The organism is Paenalcaligenes sp. Me52 (genome assembly GCF_050487965.1).
GTDB lineage: Bacteria > Pseudomonadota > Gammaproteobacteria > Burkholderiales > Burkholderiaceae_B > Paenalcaligenes.
Map to the genome: position 1 here is coordinate 1,333,883 of NZ_JBKQFO010000001.1, position 21,651 is coordinate 1,355,533.

Annotated in this window: 16 protein-coding genes and 1 pseudogene; 11 read left to right on the forward strand and 6 right to left on the reverse strand. The window is 50.2% G+C overall.

The genetic code is table 11. From position 1 onward, the window contains the following. The first annotated feature begins 349 nt into the window (after positions 1–349). The 7 genes from ACLO87_RS06285 to ACLO87_RS06315 all read left to right on the forward strand — a co-directional run bounded on the left by ACLO87_RS06285 (position 350) and on the right by ACLO87_RS06315 (position 10,682). Positions 350–856 (forward strand): sigma-70 family RNA polymerase sigma factor, encoded by a 507-nt coding sequence (locus ACLO87_RS06285; protein WP_135866524.1) that lies wholly within the window; start codon positions 350–352, stop codon positions 854–856. 86 nt (positions 857–942) lie between these two features. Further along, positions 943–1,941, forward strand: a complete 999-nt coding sequence (locus ACLO87_RS06290) for a FecR family protein (protein WP_430223086.1) — start codon at positions 943–945, stop codon at positions 1,939–1,941. Positions 1,942–2,220: 279 nt separating this feature from the next. Further along, positions 2,221–4,632 carry a TonB-dependent siderophore receptor gene (locus ACLO87_RS06295; protein WP_135866528.1) on the forward strand — a complete coding sequence of 804 codons (2,412 nt, stop codon included), beginning with the start codon at positions 2,221–2,223 and terminating at the stop codon, positions 4,630–4,632. Between the two features lie 134 nt (positions 4,633–4,766). Then, positions 4,767–5,876, forward strand: a complete 1,110-nt coding sequence (locus ACLO87_RS06300; protein WP_430223087.1) for a YncE family protein — start codon at positions 4,767–4,769, stop codon at positions 5,874–5,876. Between the two features lie 186 nt (positions 5,877–6,062). Continuing rightward, positions 6,063–7,241 (forward strand): efflux RND transporter periplasmic adaptor subunit, encoded by a 1,179-nt coding sequence (locus ACLO87_RS06305; protein ID WP_430223088.1) that lies wholly within the window; start codon positions 6,063–6,065, stop codon positions 7,239–7,241. After that, the gene (locus tag ACLO87_RS06310; protein WP_430223089.1) at positions 7,235–9,268 is read left to right on the forward strand and encodes an ABC transporter permease; all 2,034 of its coding nucleotides are present in this window, start codon (positions 7,235–7,237) and stop codon (positions 9,266–9,268) included. Before ACLO87_RS06305 ends, ACLO87_RS06310 begins: the two co-directional genes overlap by 7 nt. 1 nt (position 9,269) lies before the next feature. Continuing rightward, the gene (locus tag ACLO87_RS06315; protein ID WP_430223090.1) at positions 9,270–10,682 is read left to right on the forward strand and encodes an efflux transporter outer membrane subunit; all 1,413 of its coding nucleotides are present in this window, start codon (positions 9,270–9,272) and stop codon (positions 10,680–10,682) included. A gap of 91 nt (positions 10,683–10,773) precedes the next feature. On the opposite strand, the gene ACLO87_RS06320 is transcribed toward ACLO87_RS06315, so the two are convergent. Together ACLO87_RS06320 and ACLO87_RS06325 are read right to left on the reverse strand one after the other, a co-directional pair. Further along, complete coding sequence (locus ACLO87_RS06320; protein WP_430223091.1) at positions 10,774–11,508, reverse strand: hypothetical protein; 735 nt, start codon at positions 11,506–11,508, stop codon at positions 10,774–10,776. A gap of 38 nt (positions 11,509–11,546) precedes the next feature. Beyond that, positions 11,547–12,023, reverse strand: coding sequence for a DUF4189 domain-containing protein (locus ACLO87_RS06325; protein WP_430223092.1), 477 nt, complete (start codon positions 12,021–12,023; stop codon positions 11,547–11,549). A 333-nt stretch (positions 12,024–12,356) separates the two neighbouring features. Between ACLO87_RS06325 and ACLO87_RS06330 the strand changes: the two genes are divergently transcribed. Beyond that, positions 12,357–13,067, forward strand: coding sequence for a phosphoribosylaminoimidazolesuccinocarboxamide synthase (locus ACLO87_RS06330; protein ID WP_430223093.1), 711 nt, complete (start codon positions 12,357–12,359; stop codon positions 13,065–13,067). A 97-nt stretch (positions 13,068–13,164) separates the two neighbouring features. Here the strand turns inward: ACLO87_RS06330 and ACLO87_RS06335 are convergent, their stop codons facing one another. From ACLO87_RS06335 to ACLO87_RS06345, 3 genes are all read right to left on the reverse strand, one after another. After that, complete coding sequence (locus ACLO87_RS06335) at positions 13,165–15,105, reverse strand: metallophosphoesterase family protein (RefSeq protein WP_430223094.1); 1,941 nt, start codon at positions 15,103–15,105, stop codon at positions 13,165–13,167. Positions 15,106–15,181: 76 nt separating this feature from the next. Continuing rightward, the gene (locus ACLO87_RS06340) at positions 15,182–15,565 is read right to left on the reverse strand and encodes a hypothetical protein (RefSeq protein WP_430223095.1); all 384 of its coding nucleotides are present in this window, start codon (positions 15,563–15,565) and stop codon (positions 15,182–15,184) included. Between the two features lie 75 nt (positions 15,566–15,640). Then, positions 15,641–16,540: a LysR family transcriptional regulator gene (locus ACLO87_RS06345; protein ID WP_430223730.1), complete on the reverse strand. Its 900-nt coding sequence runs from the start codon at positions 16,538–16,540 to the stop codon at positions 15,641–15,643. Between the two features lie 317 nt (positions 16,541–16,857). On the opposite strand from ACLO87_RS06345, the gene ACLO87_RS06350 reads away from it, so the two are divergent. From ACLO87_RS06350 to ACLO87_RS06360, 3 genes and pseudogenes are all read left to right on the forward strand, one after another. Further along, positions 16,858–17,835 carry a DUF1852 domain-containing protein gene (locus ACLO87_RS06350; RefSeq protein ID WP_430223096.1) on the forward strand — a complete coding sequence of 326 codons (978 nt, stop codon included), beginning with the start codon at positions 16,858–16,860 and terminating at the stop codon, positions 17,833–17,835. Between the two features lie 27 nt (positions 17,836–17,862). Continuing rightward, positions 17,863–18,894, forward strand: coding sequence for a methionine synthase (locus ACLO87_RS06355; RefSeq protein WP_135864881.1), 1,032 nt, complete (start codon positions 17,863–17,865; stop codon positions 18,892–18,894). Positions 18,895–19,066: 172 nt separating this feature from the next. Continuing rightward, positions 19,067–19,597, forward strand: a pseudogene (locus ACLO87_RS06360) (zeta toxin family protein); the annotation flags it as partial. 191 nt (positions 19,598–19,788) lie between these two features. Here the strand turns inward: ACLO87_RS06360 and ACLO87_RS06365 are convergent. Beyond that, positions 19,789–21,558, reverse strand: coding sequence for an SLC13 family permease (locus tag ACLO87_RS06365; protein ID WP_135864877.1), 1,770 nt, complete (start codon positions 21,556–21,558; stop codon positions 19,789–19,791). Positions 21,559–21,651: the final 93 nt, after the last annotated feature.

A 21,651-nucleotide genomic window follows, 5' to 3' on the forward strand; every position in this document is an offset into this window, starting at 1 on the left:
AAAACACGTACGCCAGTCTGTTTCTTTTGCTGGGCTACTATGAGCAGCAGAGTGGCTTACAACAGGGGTTTATTAAGATAGTGCTTAGTATAGTCACAAACGGCTATCAGCCAGTTAGGCTGCGGCAGAGGCTTCAATGTAATGTTGTGTTTGATCGTAAAAAAGAGATTGAAATACCAGACTGATTTGAGGTTGGATTAGCTACCGGTATTCCTCATGCGATGGGTGAGCAACCAGCCCGAGGCACTAATCTACAACGATAAAAAGCTAATGTTTCATTTCTCTATATACAAATGAGAATTATTGTTATTATTGCGAGTTGCTGCAATTTGGTCTTTTTGTATTTGCCATGTCTCGCTCATCTATGCCCAAAAAGAATTGGCTCGCTCACTACAGCGAGTTGGTGGGCTCATGGGCTCGCAAATGGAATAACCGGCAGGATGCCGAAGATGCGCTGCAAGATGTGGCATTGAAGATGTTGGAGCAGGACACGGCGGTATTACGGGATTATGAGCCGTATTATTTTCAGCGTGCCGCCTCAAATCGTGCCATTAGTATTTATCGCTCCGAACAGGTGCGACAAACACAGTCGCTGGATGCTTTACCTGAGGAAAGCCATCCGATGGAACCAAGTTCCCATGAGTTGTATGAGGCCGATGAAACTGCCCGCATTATGTTGGCTGCTCTGAATGACCTTCCACAAGCATGTCAGATTGCCTTTCAACTGCGCCAAGTAGAGGGCTTATCAAACGCTGAAATAGCCGATAAGATGGGCGTTTCTCGCAATATGGTCGAGCGCTATATGATGCGAACGTTGCGTCATTTACAAGTTCAGTTACAGAAAAATGCTCACTAGTTGTTCAGGAGTGCAGTCTAGCCAAACGTCTTGTCTTATGAGGGGGCATGTTTTTTTCGTGCCTTGGTTCTGGAGGGCTGACGATCATGACTGACCATATAGATCCTGCTACGGCGGCTGATCCATACGATCAGGCTGCCTATTGGTACGAACGCATGTGTTCAGATGATGTGACCGCTGCAGAACGTAGGGCTTTTGAGCAATGGCATCAGGCTGATCCAAAAAACGAAGAGCGCTACCAACACGTACAACATATCTGGAACATGGCGGCTGCGCTGCCAAAAAGCGAAGTGAAAAAGCTAGGTGCAATACCTAAGCCGAATGTGGTTCACAAGCCATCACGACGTGCATTCTGGAGTTATGGGTTAGGAATGGTTTGTGCGGCGGCAGTCACGTTTGCCATTGTTGATCCTATGCAGTGGCGTGCCACCCCTGAATATCAGGCGCAGCTTTCTACGGCGCATGGCGAGCGTACTGAGGTTACTTTGCCAGATGGCTCCACGCTTTTGCTGAATACCGATACTACGGTTTCGGTACAGCTTTATGCCAATCAGCGCACGGTTCGTCTAGACCAGGGCGAAGTATTTTTCCATGTGGATGGCAAGCAGGGTACGCCGTTTATTGTTGAGTTAGAAAGCGGCAATGTACGCGTGACGGGTACGCAATTCAATGTGCGCCGTAATGAGCAGGCATTCTCGGTCGATGTCTTGCAGGGTTCGGTAGAGGTCAGTGCTGGCCCGTGGTGGAGTCGGCAAACGGCGATGTTGCGATCAAACGATATCGCACGCGTCTCGCCATCTGGTGAGCTGACGTCGGGCAAAGGTGCCGATGTTGAAAGCGCTGTGGCGTGGCGTGAGGGCAAGGTGGTCTTTAGAGGGACTCCATTGGCCAAGGCCATTCAGGAGCTGAACCGTTACAGCGATCAACGTATGCTGGTGCGCGATGCTCGTATAGGTGAGTTGCGTGTGTCGGGCGTGTTTAATATCGACGACCCAGAGTCTTTTCTGGCAGCGTTGCCTCAGTTTGCGCCAGTAATCGTGCAGCGACGGCCTGACGGTAGTGCGGTGGATATCCTAGCGCGCTAGCAGCTTCTATCCCATGGCTTCAAGCCATAGGGCACTTTTCCTTTTTCTTGTATTCGCCGTGTGGCGAGGCATGCTCACGCCTATGGGTGGGCTTATTTTGGTTATTGCAAATAGTTACAATTTATATTTAGAAATCCATTCAGGAGCTGAGGTGGCCAAAGCGCTTTACTCATGAAAATGCCGCTTCTTTGGCGAGCACTTTATGTATTCATGCAACCTACCTTTGGCCAAAGGGTTAGACGCTTCACAGCAGTCTTTTTTCTTGAAGGATGAACGACCATGGACAACCGTCCATTTCACTCTGCTAGCAGACGGCTGGCTTCCCGCTCTGCATTGTGTCTTAACCTGACAGCCATGGCCGTAATGGGCACGTTTTCTTTGAGTATGCCCATGAGTGTGCATGCACAAGGGGAGGTCGTACAAATTAGCCTTCCCGCGCAGCCGCTTGAGGATTCGCTGATTCAGCTAGGGCGACAGACTGATCTGCAGTTTTTCTATATGCAGCAAGTGGTGGCCGGTATACAGGCTCCACCCGTACAGGGGGCGATGACGCCAGAGCAGGCGCTACAGCGCTTGTTGCAGGGGGCGCCGGTGCAATATAAACGAGAAGGCAAAAATGTCATCTTGTCGCCGTTAGCGGAAGCTGCACAATTAGCGCCAGTGTCTGTGATTGGCAGCAGAGGTGCGGAGACCGACGGTAGCGGCTCGTATGCGACGGATGCCGTCACCATGTTTAGGGGCGTGACCTCTCTGCGCGAGATCCCGCAGTCTGTTTCGGTAATGACTCGCCAGCAGATTGAAGATAGAGGGTGGACCACCTCGGCTGATGCCCTTAGGCAAGTTACAGGGGTGACATTGTCGGGCTATGAAGGCCAAGAAGCGGCCAGCATTCGTGGCTTTGCGGCTAACGTTCAAGCGGATGGCGTACCTATACAAAGTAGTTATACCGGGGCACCGGGCAACAGTACGATCGCACAATATGATCGCCTAGAAGTGTTGCGTGGGCCTTCCGCTTTATTGTCAGGTAGCGGCGAGCCCGGCGGCACCATCAATTACGTGCGTAAACGCCCGCTTAAAGAGTTTGCTTTCTCAGGTGCGGTGCGTGCTGGTTCATGGAGCAATAAGGGTGTTGAGTTAGATGTCAGCGGCCCGTTGACAGAAGGTGGGCGATTACGCGCTCGCGGGGTCTTATCACACGATGACAAAGACACGTTTTATGAGACGTGGTTTAACCGCTATACCTTGCTCTATGGGGCAATTGAGTATGACCTGACGCCTAATACAACGCTGGGCCTGACAGGGACATATGGGTATCAGAAAACCATCGTGAACTGGGGGTTGCCGCGTTATATGAATGGTGAGCTACCCGGTCGTGATTCTTTTGTGGGCTCTGATAAACCGTCGACCAGAGAGAGCCCAGAGCTGTCTGCCGATTTAACCCACCGTTTTGATAATGGTTGGGAAACTAAATTGATCTATAACTACGGCAGAGTGAACATAGAACAGTACTCATTTTTCAATACACGTATTGATGAGAACACGGGTTTATCCAGCGGCGGTAGTCTGGGCTATTTGGATGAGTCTCGTATCTTTCAAGGCGCGGACCTAAGCGCGAGTGGCCCGTTTGAGTTGCTAGGCCAGACGCATGAGCTAACCCTTGGGTACAACATCTCTCAGCGCGACTACCGCTCAGGCCAAGCCTATACCTCTCCAGCCCCTCACTATGTGCTGGATGATCATGGCTCCTATGAGTTTGGTTCACCTACCGACCGTAGTCAGACCATCACCAAGCAGTCGGGTTTATATGCGGCGGCTCGTTTTAGCATCACTGATGACTTCAGACTGATACTGGGTAGCCGTTGGACGGATTATTCCAGTAAGAGTAGGACGACGTGGCCAATGCAGACCAGCTGGAAAACCAGTAATGCCAAAGCCAGCAATGAGTTCACCCCTTATGGCGGCTTGGTGTGGGACTTCCATCCTGACATGACGTGGTATGCCAGCTATGCGGATACCTTCGTACCACAAACCAACTTTGATTACTCGGGCAACATACTGGACCCTCGCGTAGGTTGGCAGGCTGAAACCGGCCTGAAAGGCGAGTTCATGGATGGCAAGCTGAATGCCACCCTAGCGTTTTTCTATCTGGAAGATAAGAACCGCGCGATGGTCGATGACGCTCATGTAGGCTGCGGTGGTAGCTCTACAGGTACCTGCTACCTCAGCGCCGGTAAGGTGAGAAGTAAGGGTGTAGAACTAGAGGTGATGGGCAGCCCCACACCAGGCTGGGATATTAGCGCCAGCTACACCTGGAATAGGTCCAAGATTGTTAAAGACTCCAACGCGGCCAAAGTTGGTACGCCACTAGACTCCAGAGTGCCAGTGCATATGGTCAAGCTGTGGACTCAGTACCGCTTCAACAGCAAGGTGTTAGACGGTGCGCTGCAAGGTTGGACGGTAGGCGCAGGCTTGAATCTGCAAAGTGATACGTATAACGGCATCTATACCCAAGGGGGCTACGCCACCGTAGCGGCCAAAGTAGGCTATCAGATCAATCCTCATTGGAATGTGGATTTACTGGTAGACAACGTGTTCAACCGTACCTATCTGCGTCAGATAGGGTCTGCGGGTTTCGGTAACTTCTACGGCGCGCCACGTAGTGTGATGTTGAATCTGCGTTGGAAGTACTAAACACCCTAGTAGTGTCTCTAAGCATGAGAGTGAACGTGCGCGGCGTAGGGGGCAGTTGTAGCCCGGCAGTACTCCCTGCGTGCGTTCAGCATTGTTCCGAATTTTTATATCAGAGTTAAGTTGAAGAGGTTTATATGGCTGAGAAATTTACGCTTTTAACGCGTGGTATGCGTTACCTTCCCGTGGCATTGTTCCCGTTGTTTGTTCTGGGTTGCACATCGCAACCATCAGACAGACAGAATGCGGCGCCTTCTGTTGTCTCTGCTCCAGTGTCAGGCCCTATCTTGCGACAAGATATTGCGGAAGGGCTTTACGAGCTGGTGTATAGCCCCGTGTCTAATGCGGTTTTCGTGGCGAGTACCGCTGATTTTTCTAGCAATGGGGGCGGTGCGATTTATCAGTTAGATCCCAACACACTGGCTGTACAGAGACAAATCGACCTGCCACTAAAACCCTTTGCGCTGGCACTGGACACACGCAGCAATACGCTTTACGCCGGCCATACGCTGGATGGCGCTGTGACAGCTATTAATGCCACTACGGGTGAGGTTAAAGGAACCCTGCGTCATGGCGTGAATAATGCTAAAGGCAAGGCAGTGCATACACGTCAGATCGTGGTGGACGAAGCTGCCAATGAAATCATCGTGAGTGGTGTGACCGATGGTGGTTTTATCTGGGTGATAGACGGTAAGAACTTCTCAACCAGTCGCATTCTGCACGGCATGGATGCACCTACGGCGGGTTTGACTTTGGATGCGGCGAATCATAAGTTGCTGGTCAGTGGCACCGCCGCGTATGCCGTGTTTGACACACAGAGTTGGGAGCAAGTAGGCGAAAACCGTATTCCTGAAAAACTGTTGTCAACCGATGGCAAACGACGCTTTCTGGTCAACACCGCGTTGGATAGCAAGGGTGAGCGACTGTTTGCTAACCAGTTGAATAATGGCGAAGGCACCTTAGTGTTTGATATGAAAACAGGTGCCATCTTGCACACCATTCCTACAGGAGAAACACCGGTAGGGATTCGCTATAACCCCATTCGCGATGAAGTGTATGTGGCGAGTCGAGAAAGCGGCACGCTAAGCGTGATTGACGCGACAAGCTACGCCATCAAACATAGTATCGCGCTGCCTGTGTACCCCAACAGCATCGCTGTGACGCCTGATGGTCAACGACTGTATGTCAGTGTGAAGCAGCCAGAAGGTCTGGAGCAGGTGGTTCGTGTGGATCTAGACGCACTGTGACCGTAGTGGGGCAGTAACCCTTCTACGCAATAGTAATAGTGATGTAGCCAACAGGGCGGCAGTTTTACTGTCGCCCGTTTATTGGGTGCTGCGTATTTCTGTTAGACCAGTTGCGCGGCAAGCGAGCAATGGTCTGCGTTACTACGTGCCCGAGCTTTACACGATATTTGATGGAGCATGATGTAAATGGGTATACCTTCTCGTCGCATGGCGCGTCGCCTGCTGACGGCGCTTGCCCTGGGCTTGTTGTTGCTGTTGTTCTGGCGAACGTTGTGGCGCACCGAGCTGACTATTGAAACCGAGCCGGTACGACGCGGCAGTCTAGAGCTGTCTGTCTCGGCCTTGGGGACAATACAGCCACACCGTTACGTGGATGTGGGCGCGCAAGTGTCTGGCCAGATTAAGCATATTGCTGTGGAAGTGGGCGATACCGTATCCAAAGGCGATTTGTTGTTGGAAATTGATCCTACCGTGCAGATGGCGACAGTCAATGCCAACCGCGCCACACTAGAAAGCCTGCGTGCCCAGTTAACAGAGCAGGAGGCTGAGTTAGAGTTGGCTACCTTTAAGTCGGCTCGTCAACAGCGGTTGCAGCGACAAGAAGCCACCAGTATTGAGCTGCTGCAAGAAGCGCAAGCCCATGTACGTATCACCCAAGCGCGTGTTGCAAGCTTAACGGCGCAGCTTGCGGGTGCGCAGTCCACGCTAGAAGGGAATGAGGCGTTGTTGGGCTATACCCGTATTTATGCCCCCATGGACGGCACAATCATTACGCTAGAGGCGCGTGAGGGCCAGACGCTCAATGCCACGTACCAAACTCCTAATCTGTTGCGCTTGGCAGATCTGACCAGCATGACCGTTTGGACGGAGGCCTCAGAGGCCGATGTGGGCAGGTTGAAGCCTGCTATGCCTGTGTATTTCATGACATTAGGTTTGCTGGATACAAATGGAGAGCCTCGCCGTTGGGAAAGTGAACTGCGTCAGGTATTGCCTGCGCCGCCGGTGAAAAGTGGTGAAAGCAGTGTGGAGGGGGCGTCTGCCAGTAAGGCCGTGAGCTATACCGCCTTGTTTGATGTAGATAATGCTGATGGCAGCTTGATGCCGCAGATGAGTGCTCGTGTGTTCTTCGTTGAAGCCAGTGCACAGAATGTAGTGCTTGCGCCTTTAGCGGCGCTACGGCCTACCGCAGATTACGGTGTGTTTACCACCCAAGTGTGGACGGGGGGCGATAGCCTGCAAACTCGCATGGTCAACATTGGTATGAAAGATCGCTTGTATGCTGAGATTGTTTCTGGCTTGGAAGAGGGCGATGAATTGGTGATGCGTATTACCGAGGAAAGCGGCGCCAAGAGGTTACGATGGTGAGTGATACGGAAGCTAGGGCTACACTCATAGCGCTGACTGACATTCGCAAGCAGTACGGTGGCAAAGAGGGTTCCCCTGCGGTGGAGGTGTTACACGGGATTTCGTTGACCATACAGGCCGGAGAGTTCGTGGCGATTGTAGGGGCATCGGGCTCGGGAAAATCCACCCTAATGAATATTCTGGGCTGCTTGGATAAACCCACCTCAGGTAGCTACCGTTTTCTGGGCCGTGATGTGTCGCAAATGTCGGCTGATGAACTGGCTGGGTTACGCCGAGAGGCCTTTGGTTTTGTGTTCCAAGGCTATCACCTGATTCCTACGTTGGATGTACTGCACAATGTGCAGATGCCCGCAGTGTATGCAGGTGTGCCAGCACACGCACGAGAAGAGCGGGCGACAGGGCTACTAGCATTACTTGGGTTAGCCGACAAAACCACTTCTAGGCCCCAGCAGCTTTCGGGGGGACAGCAGCAACGCGTATCGATTGCGCGGGCCTTGATGAATGGTGGTCAGGTCATATTGGCCGACGAACCCACGGGGGCCTTAGACAGCCGTAGCGGTGCGCAAGTCATGGTGTTGCTCAATGAGTTGGCCGCGGCGGGTCATACGGTGATTCTGATCACTCACGATGACAAGGTGGCAGCGCAGGCGCAGCGTATTGTGCGTATTAGCGATGGTGAGATTGTTGAGGATGCCGTACAGCCAACGCGGCAAGAGCAACCCAGTTTGGCCACAGCGGAAACAGCGATGCCTACTACCGCGAGTGCGGCTGCTGTGGGTTCTTTATCTTGTGTGCCTTTTGGTCGTATAGGAACACAAGCGTTGTCAGCATCATGGTTGCAAGACATAGGAACTACCTTATCTAGCGCATGGCGAGCCCTTTGGGTGAGTCGTTTTCGTACCTTCCTGACGTTGTTGAGCTTCATTATCGGCGTGGCCTCGGTGATTGTTCTGGTGGCTGTAGGGCAGGGAAATAACGAGAAACTGCTGCAGCAAATCGCCCTCTGGGGAACACACCGTATGTACGTAGGCCCAGATGTGGATGCGACAACAGGATTACGAGGGGAGTTTTACGAACGGGATGCGAAGGTGTTGGAGCAGGTCGCTAACGTACGCATTGCGATGCCTTATCTGGCCGAGTCGGCGTTGCTGCGAGCAGGTGGGGAAATCTTTGCCACAGACGTGTGGAGCGTCACCGCCGATGCCCCTGTGGTATTGAATTGGGACGTTCAGTATGGGGTGTTCTTTACGCCCGAGGATGACGAGGCGCTTGCACCCGTTGTGGTATTGGGCAAAGTGGCTAGAGAGCGACTGTTTCCCGATGTGCTCCCGCAGGATGTCATTGGTCAGTACCTTTTGCTGAATAACACGCCGTTGCGGGTGATTGGCGAGCTAGCCGAAAAGGGCTTGGTCAGTGGTAGTAGTCATGACGACGATCTGGTGCTGGTGCCGTACTCCACCGCCAGTCAGCGCATCTTTGGGAAACCTCAGTTGAGCTATGTTTCAGTGGTGGTGGATGATTTAGATGCATTGGATCAGACGGTGAAAGACATAGAGCATGTGATGCGTCAGACCAGGCGGGCAGACGATTTTCGAGTGAGCAATAGTGCAGCCGTGGTTCAGGGCAAAAAAGAAGTCATGCGACAGCAAACAATGCTGCTCGCGTTGATCGCCGGTATATCGCTGGTGGTGGGTGGGCTTGGGGTGATGAATATCATGTTGATGTCGGTGAAAGAGCGCACGCGGGAAATCGGTATTCGTATGGCAACAGGCGGGCGTCAGCGTGACATACGTCTACAGTTCTTGAGTGAGGCGGTGGTGGTGTCTTGTACCGGTGGTGTGGCTGGAGTCGTGATTGGGCTGGCAATAGGTGCTTTGCTGATGTTGTGGAGCGTGCCTGTGATTTTCTCTGTGCGAGCCATGTTGGTGGCGTTTTTCTGCGCGCTGGGAACGGGCATGATCTTTGGCATCATGCCTGCTCGTCAGGCGGCGAAGCTTGATCCCGTTGTGGCATTGGCGGGGGAATAACATGCAGACTTCTTTTTTCTGGCATCCGCTTATCGCTGCTTCTGTCTTGCTGGCGGGGTGTGCTGTTCCTCCGACGGCGGACCACACACTACCCACGTTACCCGAAGAATGGCATAGGGTGCCGACGCCTCAACATAGCGAGCCTATAAGCCCATCGGTTTCCCTGCATTGGTGGGAGCAATTCGGTAGCCCAGAGTTATCGGCGGTGGTAGAACAAGCATTGGCAAATAATCAAGATATTGCGGCGTCTGCTGCACGGCTAGAACAGGCGTGGGCAATGGCGCGTATGGTGGGGGCGTCACGTTGGCCTACCGTATCTGCTAGTCTAGACGCCTCTCGTCAGGATCGTATAGGCGGGCGGGCTGAAACGGCTGGAACAAATTTTGCACTGGGTTTGACGGCCAGTTACGAAGTGGATCTATGGGGCGGTCTACAGGCCGAGCGAGAGTCGGCAGTACTCACTGCGGTGGCCAGTGAGTTGGATGCTACGACGGTGGCGTTGACAGTGAGCGCCGAGACAGCAACTGCATGGATAACGATGCAGAGCTTGCGACAACAGCTTGCGATTGCCATGTCTGACTTGGACAGCGCGCAGCGTGTGTCCGCTTTGGTACGTGCACGCGTACAGGAGGGGTTAGAGTCGCCACTGGCGTTGGCGCAACAAGAAACGCTGGTAGCGAATCAGCGTGTGAGTATCGCGTTGCTACGCCAGCAAGTGGCACAGGCAGAGGTGTTGCTTGCGCTGTGGTTGGGAACAAGCACGAAGCCTGATTCCACCGCTATGGATCTGATGGTGATGAGCGTACCAACTCTGGAAGTAGGAGTGCCGTCCGAGCTGTTAGTGCAACGACCCGACATCAAAGCTGCCGAAGCACGATTATTGGCAGCAGATGGCAATGTGGCTGTTGCGCGTGCGGCGATGCTGCCTAGCTTGATGCTCTCGGCGAAAGTGGGCGGTGTAGATGGCGAGTTATCACGTGTGCTCGCTAATCCGGTTTATTCGGTGGCGAGTGGTCTGCTTGCACCTATCTTCAACGCAGGGCGTTTGGCGGCGGGGCACGACGTTGCTCAGGCGCAGCGTCAGCAAATGCTGGCGCAGTATAGGCAAGCCATTCTTCACGGGTTTGCCGATGTGCAGATGTCGCTGGATGCTGTTGCGGGTACTCAGCAGCAATGGGATGCACAAAGCGATGTGTTGAGTCAGGCGAATCGTGCTTTTTCTTTGGCTCAGGCACGATACAAAGAGGGCGCGGAAACCGTGCTGACGTTGTTGGATGCACAGCGTTCCCTATATGCAGCGCAAGATGCCATTGCACGGCGTCAGGCTGAGCGCTTATTGGCGGCAGTGAGCCTTTTTCGTGCGTTGGGAGGTGATTGGCAGCCTGAGCCGTCACACAGGGCGGCTCAGACATAAGGTACTCAGATTCTAGTCAATGCGTAATTTTATATATGAAATTTCATTTAAATGCTTTCATATATAAATATAGATTACCTATGGATGGCTTTTATCTCACGACTTTCAGTATAAGTTCAGGTGCCATTTGCATTCTCACGCTATCTAGTGATGGCATGATTTTGTTTGGGTGACTTGAGGCGTCCATGTATTCAGGTTTGTATAGAATTTCTATTAATTCTTCATAAACCAATTTATTGATTTCATCACTCACATTATCTAGACCTCCGCGACTTTCAGCATTGACGAAATCTCGCTTTATATCCATTTTCGATCTACCGTAGTAGTATCTAGACGCCCTAAAACTCGTTGATAAACTTGCGCGGTAAGCTTTTAACTCAATGCCATAGGCAGTGGAATAAAGTAGATCGACGCGGGTGTATAAATCTTTAGATGTTTCATCAAAGATAGATTGATAGGTTTCGACGTTTTGTTGGCAAGCCTGCGTGAATAAATTGTGTGTCTTCGCATCGGCTGACATACCTGTTTCAATCATGATGGTATAAACATCCTGTTGAACATAGGAGCTATCTTCAGGGGTGATTTCCCAATATATTTCTTCTTTGTTCTTACCCTTGGATTTAAGTTGATAAGCTTTTGATATGGCATTGCCTATCTCAGAGCACGTTATTGGCTTACCGTATTGTCTATAGTCGGCAGCGTCAAACGGTGAGCTTTGTGGTGTGCTAGAGATACCCAAAAGATCAGTAAAGTCTGTGGTAGCACATCCGGTTATGGCAATAGGTAATATCAACAGCAGTATTTTTGGTTTGAGTTTTTTAAGCATTTTTAATAATCGCTAAGTTTTTAATGATTCTTTAATGTTTAGTACATTCTGTATGTGCAAGCCAAGACAGCAATTTTGCAATCTGATTCTACGCCGCTACGAACTCTAGATCTGCGTCTATCATTTCTAGATTCATTTAAGCCTATCTCGTTAATTTTTGTTCTGCATTCACCTAAGGCATGGGCTGTTAGATCTCTCTCGTAGGAGCCGTAGAATCTCAAGCTGAAATTGTGCTTCTCGGAAAAAACGATTGCACCGCAAGCGTTATTAAATGTGAGGTATGTGCAGCTAGGGCAATCTTTTTGTAGAACTTCTTTAACCTGATACTCTGTTGGATAATCAGTGGCGTAGGATGTTTGGCCTGTGTTCGGATCAAATCCTACAGCACCAAAGCAATTTGGGGCCCAGCAAGTAGCATGGCTTGGTGTAGCCATAAGAAAAAATAACAAACTACCGAATAATATTTTTGTTAATAGTGTTATTTTTCTTATTGAGAGTTTGTTTTTTATATGCATGATTAATTGGTTTTTTGAATTTTTAGTTGAATCTTAAATTGAAATCGAGCTTTCGATGAAATGGGGGTAATCATACGATTGATGCGATCAACCGTCTACCGCTCTCTGATATCTAAAGATAAAAGTAGTGATGAATCAGTAAGATCTGTAATTTTTGGTGTTGGTGGTGCTGGGTCAAAATTTTTCTGTGAAAAATCGCTAGCAGGGGAAAGTGTAACGCTCATGCTGTTGTGTATTTTGTTAAACTACAGGGCGTCTAGCGTGCAGGGCTCTGTAACAGGTGCACCAAGATTACCTAGTAACAAGATAGTGGGATCACCAGCGAGTAAATTGATGAGCAGCAACGAAAAAATCTATTCCGGCAAAACTAAAGACTTATTCCTCTTGCCGAACAATAATGTTCTCCTTGTTTTCAAGGATGACGTAACCGGCGAGAACGGTGTGATTGACCCCGGTGCAAACACCGTTATTGGTCAGGTAGAAGGTAAGGGTCGTAAGTCTCTTGCTATGACTGATTACTTCTTTAAGCGTTTGCACGCTGCTGACATCGCCACACACTTGGTGGACCTTGATCTTGAAAAAGGCACCATGGAAGTACGCCGTGCTGTACCTTTGGGTAAAGATCTGAACGGTGCAGGTGGCCTAGAATTCGTATGCCGTACTAGACCATGGGGCAGCTTCATCCGTCGTTACAAACAGTACATTCGCAACACCGAGCAAAAACTAGACTACTTGGTAGAAATCACCGTTAAAGACGATGAGCGCGGCGACCCCCTCATCAACGATGATTCTATCGTAGCGATTGGTTTGGTGAGCACAGAGCATCTGGCACAAGCTAAAGACATTACACGTCGCGTATGCCGTATCGTTGAAGCCGACTTGGCTAGCAAAGGCCTAACGCTGGTCGACATGAAGATTGAGCTGGGTCTGGTGGATGGTGCCGTTGTCGTGATTGACGAAATTTCTGCCGATGCGATGCGCGTGATGGATGCCGCAGGCAATGTGCTAGAACACAGCATGGTGCACGAGAAGTTGGTCGGTTAATGGATGAACCTAGCGTTTGTCTATCTAAGGCACTGAAGCTTGGTGCCTTAGAAGAAAAAGCCCGCATAAAGCGGGCTTTTTTACGTAACAGCGTTGTTTAACTTTCAGATTCCGTAGGCAAAAACTCCGTAGCAGGTGTCCCGTCAGCATTGTGCTGCAAAATCCGCGCTGGACGACCTTGCTCGTCCAGCCAGATTTGTCCCATTCCCGAACCATTCCACACGCGCTCACCGCGCTTACGCTGATCGGGTAGCCTAGGGGTGATGCTGAGGTCGCGGCGCTGGGTAAACCAGTTTAGAGGGGAGCGTGGTGAGTAGAGCCAACGGTTGAGTCTATCTAGCCAGTCTAAGAGCCTGCGTGGGAATTCATTTTTGATGCCACTGCTGGTGATCTGCCAGATATGCGGCATTTCTTTGCTGTGGCGTACTTTGACGTCGTAGGCAAAGGAATAGTGCACGTCGCCAGACAAGATCACATAGTTGCCGGGGGTGCGTGAGTGCCTAAATATATTCAGCATGGTATTGGCGGCTCCAGGGTGCGCCATCCAGTTTTCGGCATCGACTGTTAGCGCAAAGCCAGCATAGGTACAAATGCTTTGTATGACCTCAATCAACTTGACGCCGAACATAGGGGTGGGCGAAACAATAATGGCCGAGCGCTCATCCAGCAGTTCATGCTGCAACTCTATTAGCGACTCCCAATCCATCAAACCCGATGGCCTATTGGGCAAGCTGCGTCTGTGCCAGCGTCGTGTACGGGTGTCCAGCACAATCAGCGTGGGTTGGGTTCGCAGTACATAATCCCATTGCTGGAAAGCCAGTAATTGCGTGATGATGGCGTCTTGGGTTTGGGGCGCTAATCTATGATGCTCATCCGTGGTCGATGTCCAACTCGTAACATCATCCAGCACGTTTTGAAAGACTTCGGGCCTATTGCCCCAGCCTTGGCACAGCATATAGGCGGCCAGCGCATTGCCCACTATACGTCGCGAAAAAGGATGACCATAAGCGGTGCTTTCCCACTTGGCGGACAGGTTCCAGTCGTCAGTAACGTCGTGATCATCAAAAATCATTAACGTTTGTAGATGCGCTAAGGTACGCGCAGCGCGAGGAAGCTCTTGCCTAAAAACCTCCAAGGCTTGTAGTTCTTTCTGCCACCGGTTTTGATGTTTTGGGTCGAATGGCGGCACCTGTACGTCGGGGATGATTCGCCACGGTATGGGCGACCATACCAGCAAGTACATGGCCAGTACTTCGGCGAGTGTGACAAGGTGGTTATGTGCACTGCTGGTAGTGAAGATGGGTTTTTCTACGCCACCAAAAAAACGTTCGCGTAGGTCTTCATTGGATTTAAAAGCGGGCAGTAAATCCGCTCGTTGGTAGTAGCTAGCTGGGTGGCGATACAGTGCGTCACTGTCTGACACTACGGCACCCTCTAAGTACTCACCAAACAATCCTAAGCGCTGAATCAACGCATGTATGGTGGCCAGCATGGGGCCCGCCACATCATCGGCATAAACTTGATCGCCGCACAGCATTAACAAGGCAGGTCTGGCTTGTGAGTCAGCAATGTGTGGGGCTAAGACGCTATCTGCGTGAGCAAGGCCATCTTTAGACGCATGGTGCGGCTTGCGGCAGGAGCCAAACATAATGTTGTCAGTACGAGTAGACAGCTCCATGCTAGGCAGTGGCTCACCATCGTGCAGTAGATGAGGAGCCCAGTTTGCTATGCCTTGTTCCTGACCATCGGCTGCACGGGTAATGAGGTCATAGTGAATCACCGTTTCGCTGGGTAGCGGGCTATCCAGCTCCACATCTATCAAATGTATGTGGGCGTGCAGGCCTATAGGCACAATACGGCAGTGTGTGTCGTCCAGATCAAGACGCTGAGAGGCTGCGCCAGCAGGCTTGAGTAATAGACTTAACGATAAAGGCTCACTGCCTACTAGCCATAAAACCAAACGCTGTGGTTCTAGTCGGCGTAGTATTGGACCGGCTAATACCGGAGGTAAATCGGATGAAGGTGTAGGTAGAATCAACGGTATTACAGCAAGGATAAAAACAGACTCTACTAAGACTGCCCAGCCTACATAAAGTTGCAGGCTGGGCTATTTTTTAGGTGTTTTCGGTAGTCGTGTTAGCTGCTAAACAGGTGGCAACTTGTTCGTCTAAATTATCTTCTTGCGCTACCAGTACTGGAATACCTAGCTTCTTACTTAAGGGCGCTACAAAAAAGCCTATAGAAAAAGCGAGTAACGCGTTATTGACGACGACCACACAGCCAGCGCAGGTGTTACGAAAATTGCGGTGATTCTCTTTTACCCATTGTCCGAATTCTTCTTGGGCCTTGGCTTGTTCCTCATTAGCACCAGGCAGCTCACGTGTGAGTAGTACAAAGCGCTGGCCTTTAGCGAGTAGGGCTTCCAGTTCTTGTTGCCAGTTAGAGGGGGCGATGTTTGAGAACCAGACACGCGGGAATTCTTGGATGTTAATGTGCATAAGGGAGCCAGAGTTTAGGTAGTGTGCAGTTAGAGTGAGATGGGCTGTTTTGTACCATTAATCAACGGGTTTAGGCTAGCCTGATACCGTAGTAGACGGGCCGCGCGCCAACTCTATAAATGCTCGTACATAATCAATGGCAGTATCTGTCTCTCGTGCGCCTAAGTAAATGTGCTTGGCAATCCCTTTAGGCCCTAAGCGCACCGGCACTATAGCGAGTTTTTCTGCATATTCTTCTACTAACCAGCGCGGCAGGGCAGCTACGCCACGGCCACTTGCCACCATTTGCAGCATGATATCCGTGGTTTCTATGGTCTTGTGGCGTTTAGGGGTGACGCCAGCGGGTAGTAGAAAATGGTTGTAAATATCGAGACGATCTACATCCACCGGGTAGGTGATCAGTACCTCTTTGGTGATGTGGTGCGGCTTGACGTACGTCTCGTTGGCAAGAGAATGCCCTTTAGCGACCACCAGCACTTGTTCGTAGTCAAACACCGGTTCAAAGGTGAGGCCGGGTTTGTAGATAGGATCAGGCGTGACGAGTAGGTCTACCTCATAACCATAGAGCGCACCAATGCCACTAAATTGGAATTTTTGTTTTACGTCCACATCCACATCGGGCCAAGCGCTGAGGTACGGTGCCACGATCTTCAGTAGCCATTGGTAGCAGGGATGGCATTCCATACCTATACGCAAAGAACCTCGCTCGCCTTGAGCAAACTGTTGCAACCTTTCTTCGGCTAAATCCAACTGTGGTAGCACACGGTTGGCCACGGCTAATAGATATTGTCCGGCCTGTGTGAGCTGTAGGCTACGACCTTCGCGTCGCCAAATTTCAGTGCCTAATTGTTGCTCTAGCTTACGCATGCTGTGGCTGAGCGCAGACTGCGTAACATGCAGTACGCCTGCGGCGGCGGTTAAGGAACCTTGCTGTTCTACTTGCTGCACGATGGCTAAATGGATGCGTTCTAACATGTTATGAATAATATTCATCAATAGGTGAGATAAAGCCATTTTACTTCATTGGTTGGCTTACCTACAATGCATGTCTCTCCTTGTTCTTGCCTGTGAAGTCAGTGCATGTCGCCGTTGCCGCGTTACGCGCAGGGTGTAGACAAATAAGGAGTGGTTTTCGCAGAAAAACTTGGCGTAGTTGCCTAGGGTTTTCTGACTGTACATCACGAAATGAGTACACCTACTAGTTCAATGAGAGTAATCACATTAACTCAATCGCCGGATACGCATAAAACCCGATTAGGGTTTGGCTAATAAATTTAGGGTTCAAGAAGAAAATGAGTAAAGAGTTTGCCTTTAGTATTAAGACGCTCAGATTTGATGAGAACTACCATCCTTCTGACAATACGCGCATCACCACCAACTTCGCAAACTTGGCCAGAGGCGAGAGCAGAAAAGAAAACTTGCTCAACACTCTGAAAATGATGAATAACCGTTTCAATAACTTAGCGGATTGGGATAACCCAAATGGTGACCGTTACTCCATTGAGTTGGATATTGTGTCGGTTGATCTTGATGTTGAAGGCAACGGTTCGACTTTTCCTGTGATTGAAATACTGAAAACCAATGTGGTGGATCATAAGACGAATCAACGCATTGAAGGGATCGTGGGGAATAACTTCTCGTCTTACGTACGCGATTACGATTTCAGCGTTGTGCTGCTAGAACACAATAAGAATAAAAATGGTTTTAGCATGCCAGAAGGCTTTGGTGACTTGCACGGGAAACTGTTCCAGTATTTCGTGAACTCTGATACTTATAAAGAGAACTTCAGCAAAGCTCCCGTTATTTGCTTAAGCGTATCCAGTAGCAAGACTTATCACCGCACTGAGAACTCTCATCCTATACTGGGTGTGGAATACAGGCAGGATGAATTTTCTTCTACCGATCAGTACTTCGAGAAGATGGGTTTGAAGGTTAGGTACTTTATGCCTAAAAACAGTGCAGCACCGTTTGCCTTTTATTTCAGTGGCGATTTGCTTAACGATTACACAAATCTTGAGCTTATTAGTACTATCAGTACGATGGAAACGTTCCAGCGTATTTACCGCCCTGAAATTTACAATGCGAACTCTGCTGCAGGGAAGGTTTACCAACCGCGCTTGACGAACCAAGACCACTCCTTCACGCAAATTGTCTACGATAGAGAAGAGCGTAGCCAATTGGCTGTTGAGCAAGGTAAGTTCACTGAAGAAAAATTCATCAAGCCATACAAAGCTATTCTGGAACAATGGGCGACCAACTACGCTCTTTGATTAACGATAAAAACGACGACATCTATTATGAAAAAACTGTTACCCACGTCTACTGCAGGCAGCCTGCCTAAACCGTCTTGGCTGGCTGAGCCAGAGAAACTGTGGTCCCCTTGGAAACTAGAGGGTGATGAGCTAGTTGAAGGTAAACAAGATGCACTGCGTTTGGCTCTAAAAGAACAAGAGCATGCTGGCATCGACATCATTAGTGATGGTGAGCAAACTCGTCAGCACTTTGTGACTACTTTTATTGAGCACTTAGCGGGTGTGGATTTCGAGAAACGTGAAACCGTTAGAATCCGTGACCGTTACGATGCAAGCGTTCCTACCGTAGTAAGTGCCGTATCGCGCACTAAACCGGTGTTTGTTGAAGACGCTAAATTCCTGCGTCAATTGACCAAACAGCCTATCAAATGGGCGTTGCCTGGTCCTATGACCATGATCGACACGCTTTACGATAACCACTACAAAAGCCGCGAGAAACTGGCATGGGAATTCGCCAAAATTCTGAACCAAGAAGCTAAAGAGCTGGAAGCTGCTGGTGTGGATATTATCCAGTTTGATGAGCCTGCTTTTAACGTGTTCTTTGATGAAGTAAATGAGTGGGGTATTGCTACTCTGGAACGCGCTATCGAAGGTCTGAAATGCGAAACAGCCGTGCACATTTGTTATGGCTATGGCATTAAAGCCAATACCGACTGGAAGAAAACACTGGGTTCTGAGTGGCGCCAGTACGAAGAGTCTTTCCCTAAACTGCAGCAATCTAAGATTGATATCGTGTCCTTGGAGTGCCAAAACTCGCACGTACCAATGGATTTGATTGAACTGATTCGCGGCAAGAAAGTGATGGTAGGGGCGATTGATGTGGCTACTAACAACATTGAAACGCCAGAAGAAGTCGCCAACACCTTGCGTAAAGCCTTGCAGTTTGTAGATGCAGAGAACCTGTACCCATCCACCAACTGCGGTATGGCTCCACTGCCACGTAATGTAGCGCGCGGCAAAATGCACGCACTAAGCGCCGGTGCAGAAATTATCCGTAAAGAGTTGGCGGGTAAGTAATAGTCGTTGTAGAGAAGCCTGCTTAGTAACTTCTCCTCAACAATGAGTGTGAGAGAAGTTACGGCCTAAAGCCAGAATCCAGTTTGTGCTGGGTTCTGGCTTTTTTGTGTTGGTAGATCGTTGCTGAGTCTCTTGTGCTGAGGCATGGTATAAATTTTGTTCTACTAGTCATATGGATGCAGCGATGACAACGAGCAACAAAAAAATCCTTATCTTGGCAGGACCAAATGGAGCAGGGAAGACCACGTTTGCCCGTGCTTTCTTACCTGCGGAAGCGGGTGTTTTGCGTTTTATTAATGCGGACTTAATCGCGGCGGGTTTATCACCTTTTGCACCAGAGACGGTAGCGATAAAAGCAGGGCGCTTGATGCTGGACGAGGTGGCGCAGGCAGTAGAACAAAACCAAAGCTTTGCAATAGAAACCACGTTGTCAGGTCAGGGCTACATCCGTCATATTCCGCAGTGGCGGGCGCAAGGCTATCGCGTCAGTTTGTACTTTCTAGGTTTGCCGCAAGCGGATATGGCAGTAGAGCGTGTCGCGCAACGTGTGCGTCAAGGCGGGCACCATATTCCAGAAGCGGTAATACGTAGGCGTTTCGAAGCTGGTATTAAAAACTTGACGCAGCAGTACCGTCACCATGTGGATGACTGGGTGCTTTATGATAACTCTGTGCATCCGCCTAGGCTGCTGGAGTGGGGAGAGGCAGGGCGTAGCAGTACGCTTAACCTAGACCAAGCAGGCAACCCGGACTTACCAGCCTCTTTCATAGCGTTGCAGCGAGCGGCTGAGTCGGCCAAACACATCGCCATTCAAACCACGACAGCGATAGTAGTGGTTGAAAATGGCCAGCGCGTCACAGTGCCCGCTACGCAATTGTTGCAACGTGAGCAGGGTTAAAAAGGCCAAAACACTGGAATAAAGACGACGCCTAATACCCAGAACAGCAAGTTCAGTGGCAAGCCCACCTTAATGAAATCCGTGAATTTATAGCCGCCAGCACCATACACCATGGTGTTGGTTTGATAGCCTACTGGGGTAGCAAAGCTTGTAGAGGCTGCAAAGGTGACCGCGATAAGGAAGGGGGTGGCATCTACATCTAGCATTTGTGCAGTGGACATACCGATGGGGGTAAGTAGCACGGCAGCGGCGGCATTACTCATGAACTCGGTGAGTAATAATGCCATTAAGTACACCACCGCCAACACGGTTAATGGCCCGTAGGACTGCACTAAACCTACGGTGTTCTCTACTAAAAAGGCGGCGGCACCCGTTTCGCTCATGGCCATCCCCAGTGGTAATAAACCTGCCATGAGGATAATGATGCGCCAGTCTATAGAGTCGTAAACTTCATCAGCTTGTAAGCAGCCCGCCAGTGTCATGGCAACAGCACCTAGTAATGAGGTGATGCTAATGGGCACCCAGCCTAGGGCGGGAAGGGCAATGACTAGTGCCATAGTGAGTAAGGCAAAAGGCGCGCGCCAGCCCATTTTTTTCTCTGCTTCACGCTCAGACAATACGATGAGATTTTTGTCGGCACGTAGGTCGGATTTTTCAGACTCAGGGATGAGCAATAGCAGTATGTCACCTACCCGTAAACGTACGGTTTTAAGCTGTTCGCGCAGTACTTGTCCGCGTCTATGGATGCCAAGTACAGTCACGTTTTTGTACCAGCCAACATGGCCTAAGGCGCTCAATGTGCCGCCACTAATACGCGAGCGTGGTGCAATCATCACCTCGGTGAGCACTTGCTCCACTTGTTCAAAGGATTTTTGTTCTAGTTTGAATTGAGGGTCTACTTCTAGACCTGTTTGCTTGCGTAGTTCGTCTAGCTGTGTCCAGTCTCCGCGGGCCAGTAAGATGTCGTCTTGCTCTAGTTTTTGCTCACGTGGTCCCCAGACTTTACGCCCATCGCGTAATAGCTCTAGTACAAATACACCGTATTCTTCACCCAGTTTGGCGTCGCCAACGGATTGCCCAATTAAGGATGAGTCGGGCATGACGCGCAATTCGGTGATGTATTTGCCCAGTTCGTATTCTTCTACCAGTTCGCTACCACGAGTGTCTGGTAATAACCAGCGCCCTACAGTCAGCAGGTACACACAGCCTACGGCCATGCAAATCACCCCTAAGGAGGTGAATTCAAACATGCTAAAGCCTGGGTGCCCCATGTCGCGGGCAATGGCGTTTACTAATAGGTTGGTTGATGTACCTACTAGCGTACATACCCCCGCCATTTGTGACACATACGATAACGGGATAAGGGCTTTAGAGGCCGACATGCCTATGCGCGCGGTAGCCGTCATCACAATGGGGATAAAGACGGCAACTACGGCAGTATTGTTTACGAAAGGGGCAATGGCAGCCAGAATCAGAAAGAGAACAAGAAGAAACTGAAAGGGGGATTTGGCTTTGCTTAATAAGTCACCAATGCCGGATAGCGCACCGCTGTTTTGCAGACCGGCTGCCAGTACGAACATGGCAGCGACAGTAATGGTGGCGGCATTGCTAAACCCCGCTACCGCTTGTTCAGGGGAGATCAACCCTAGAATGGCTAGAGTGCCTAACACCAATAAGGCAATAGCATCTATTCTGAGCTTTTCCGTGGCAAATAAAATAATGGCTATGAAAGCTAAACCCAAAACTACCGCAATGTCTGCTGTCATGCTGTGTTGCTCCTGCATTGTTATTTTTCGCTGAAGGCATGTAGCCCGCCTTTAATAGTAGCGTTAAAAATATGGTCGTTCTTCAGGAGTAAT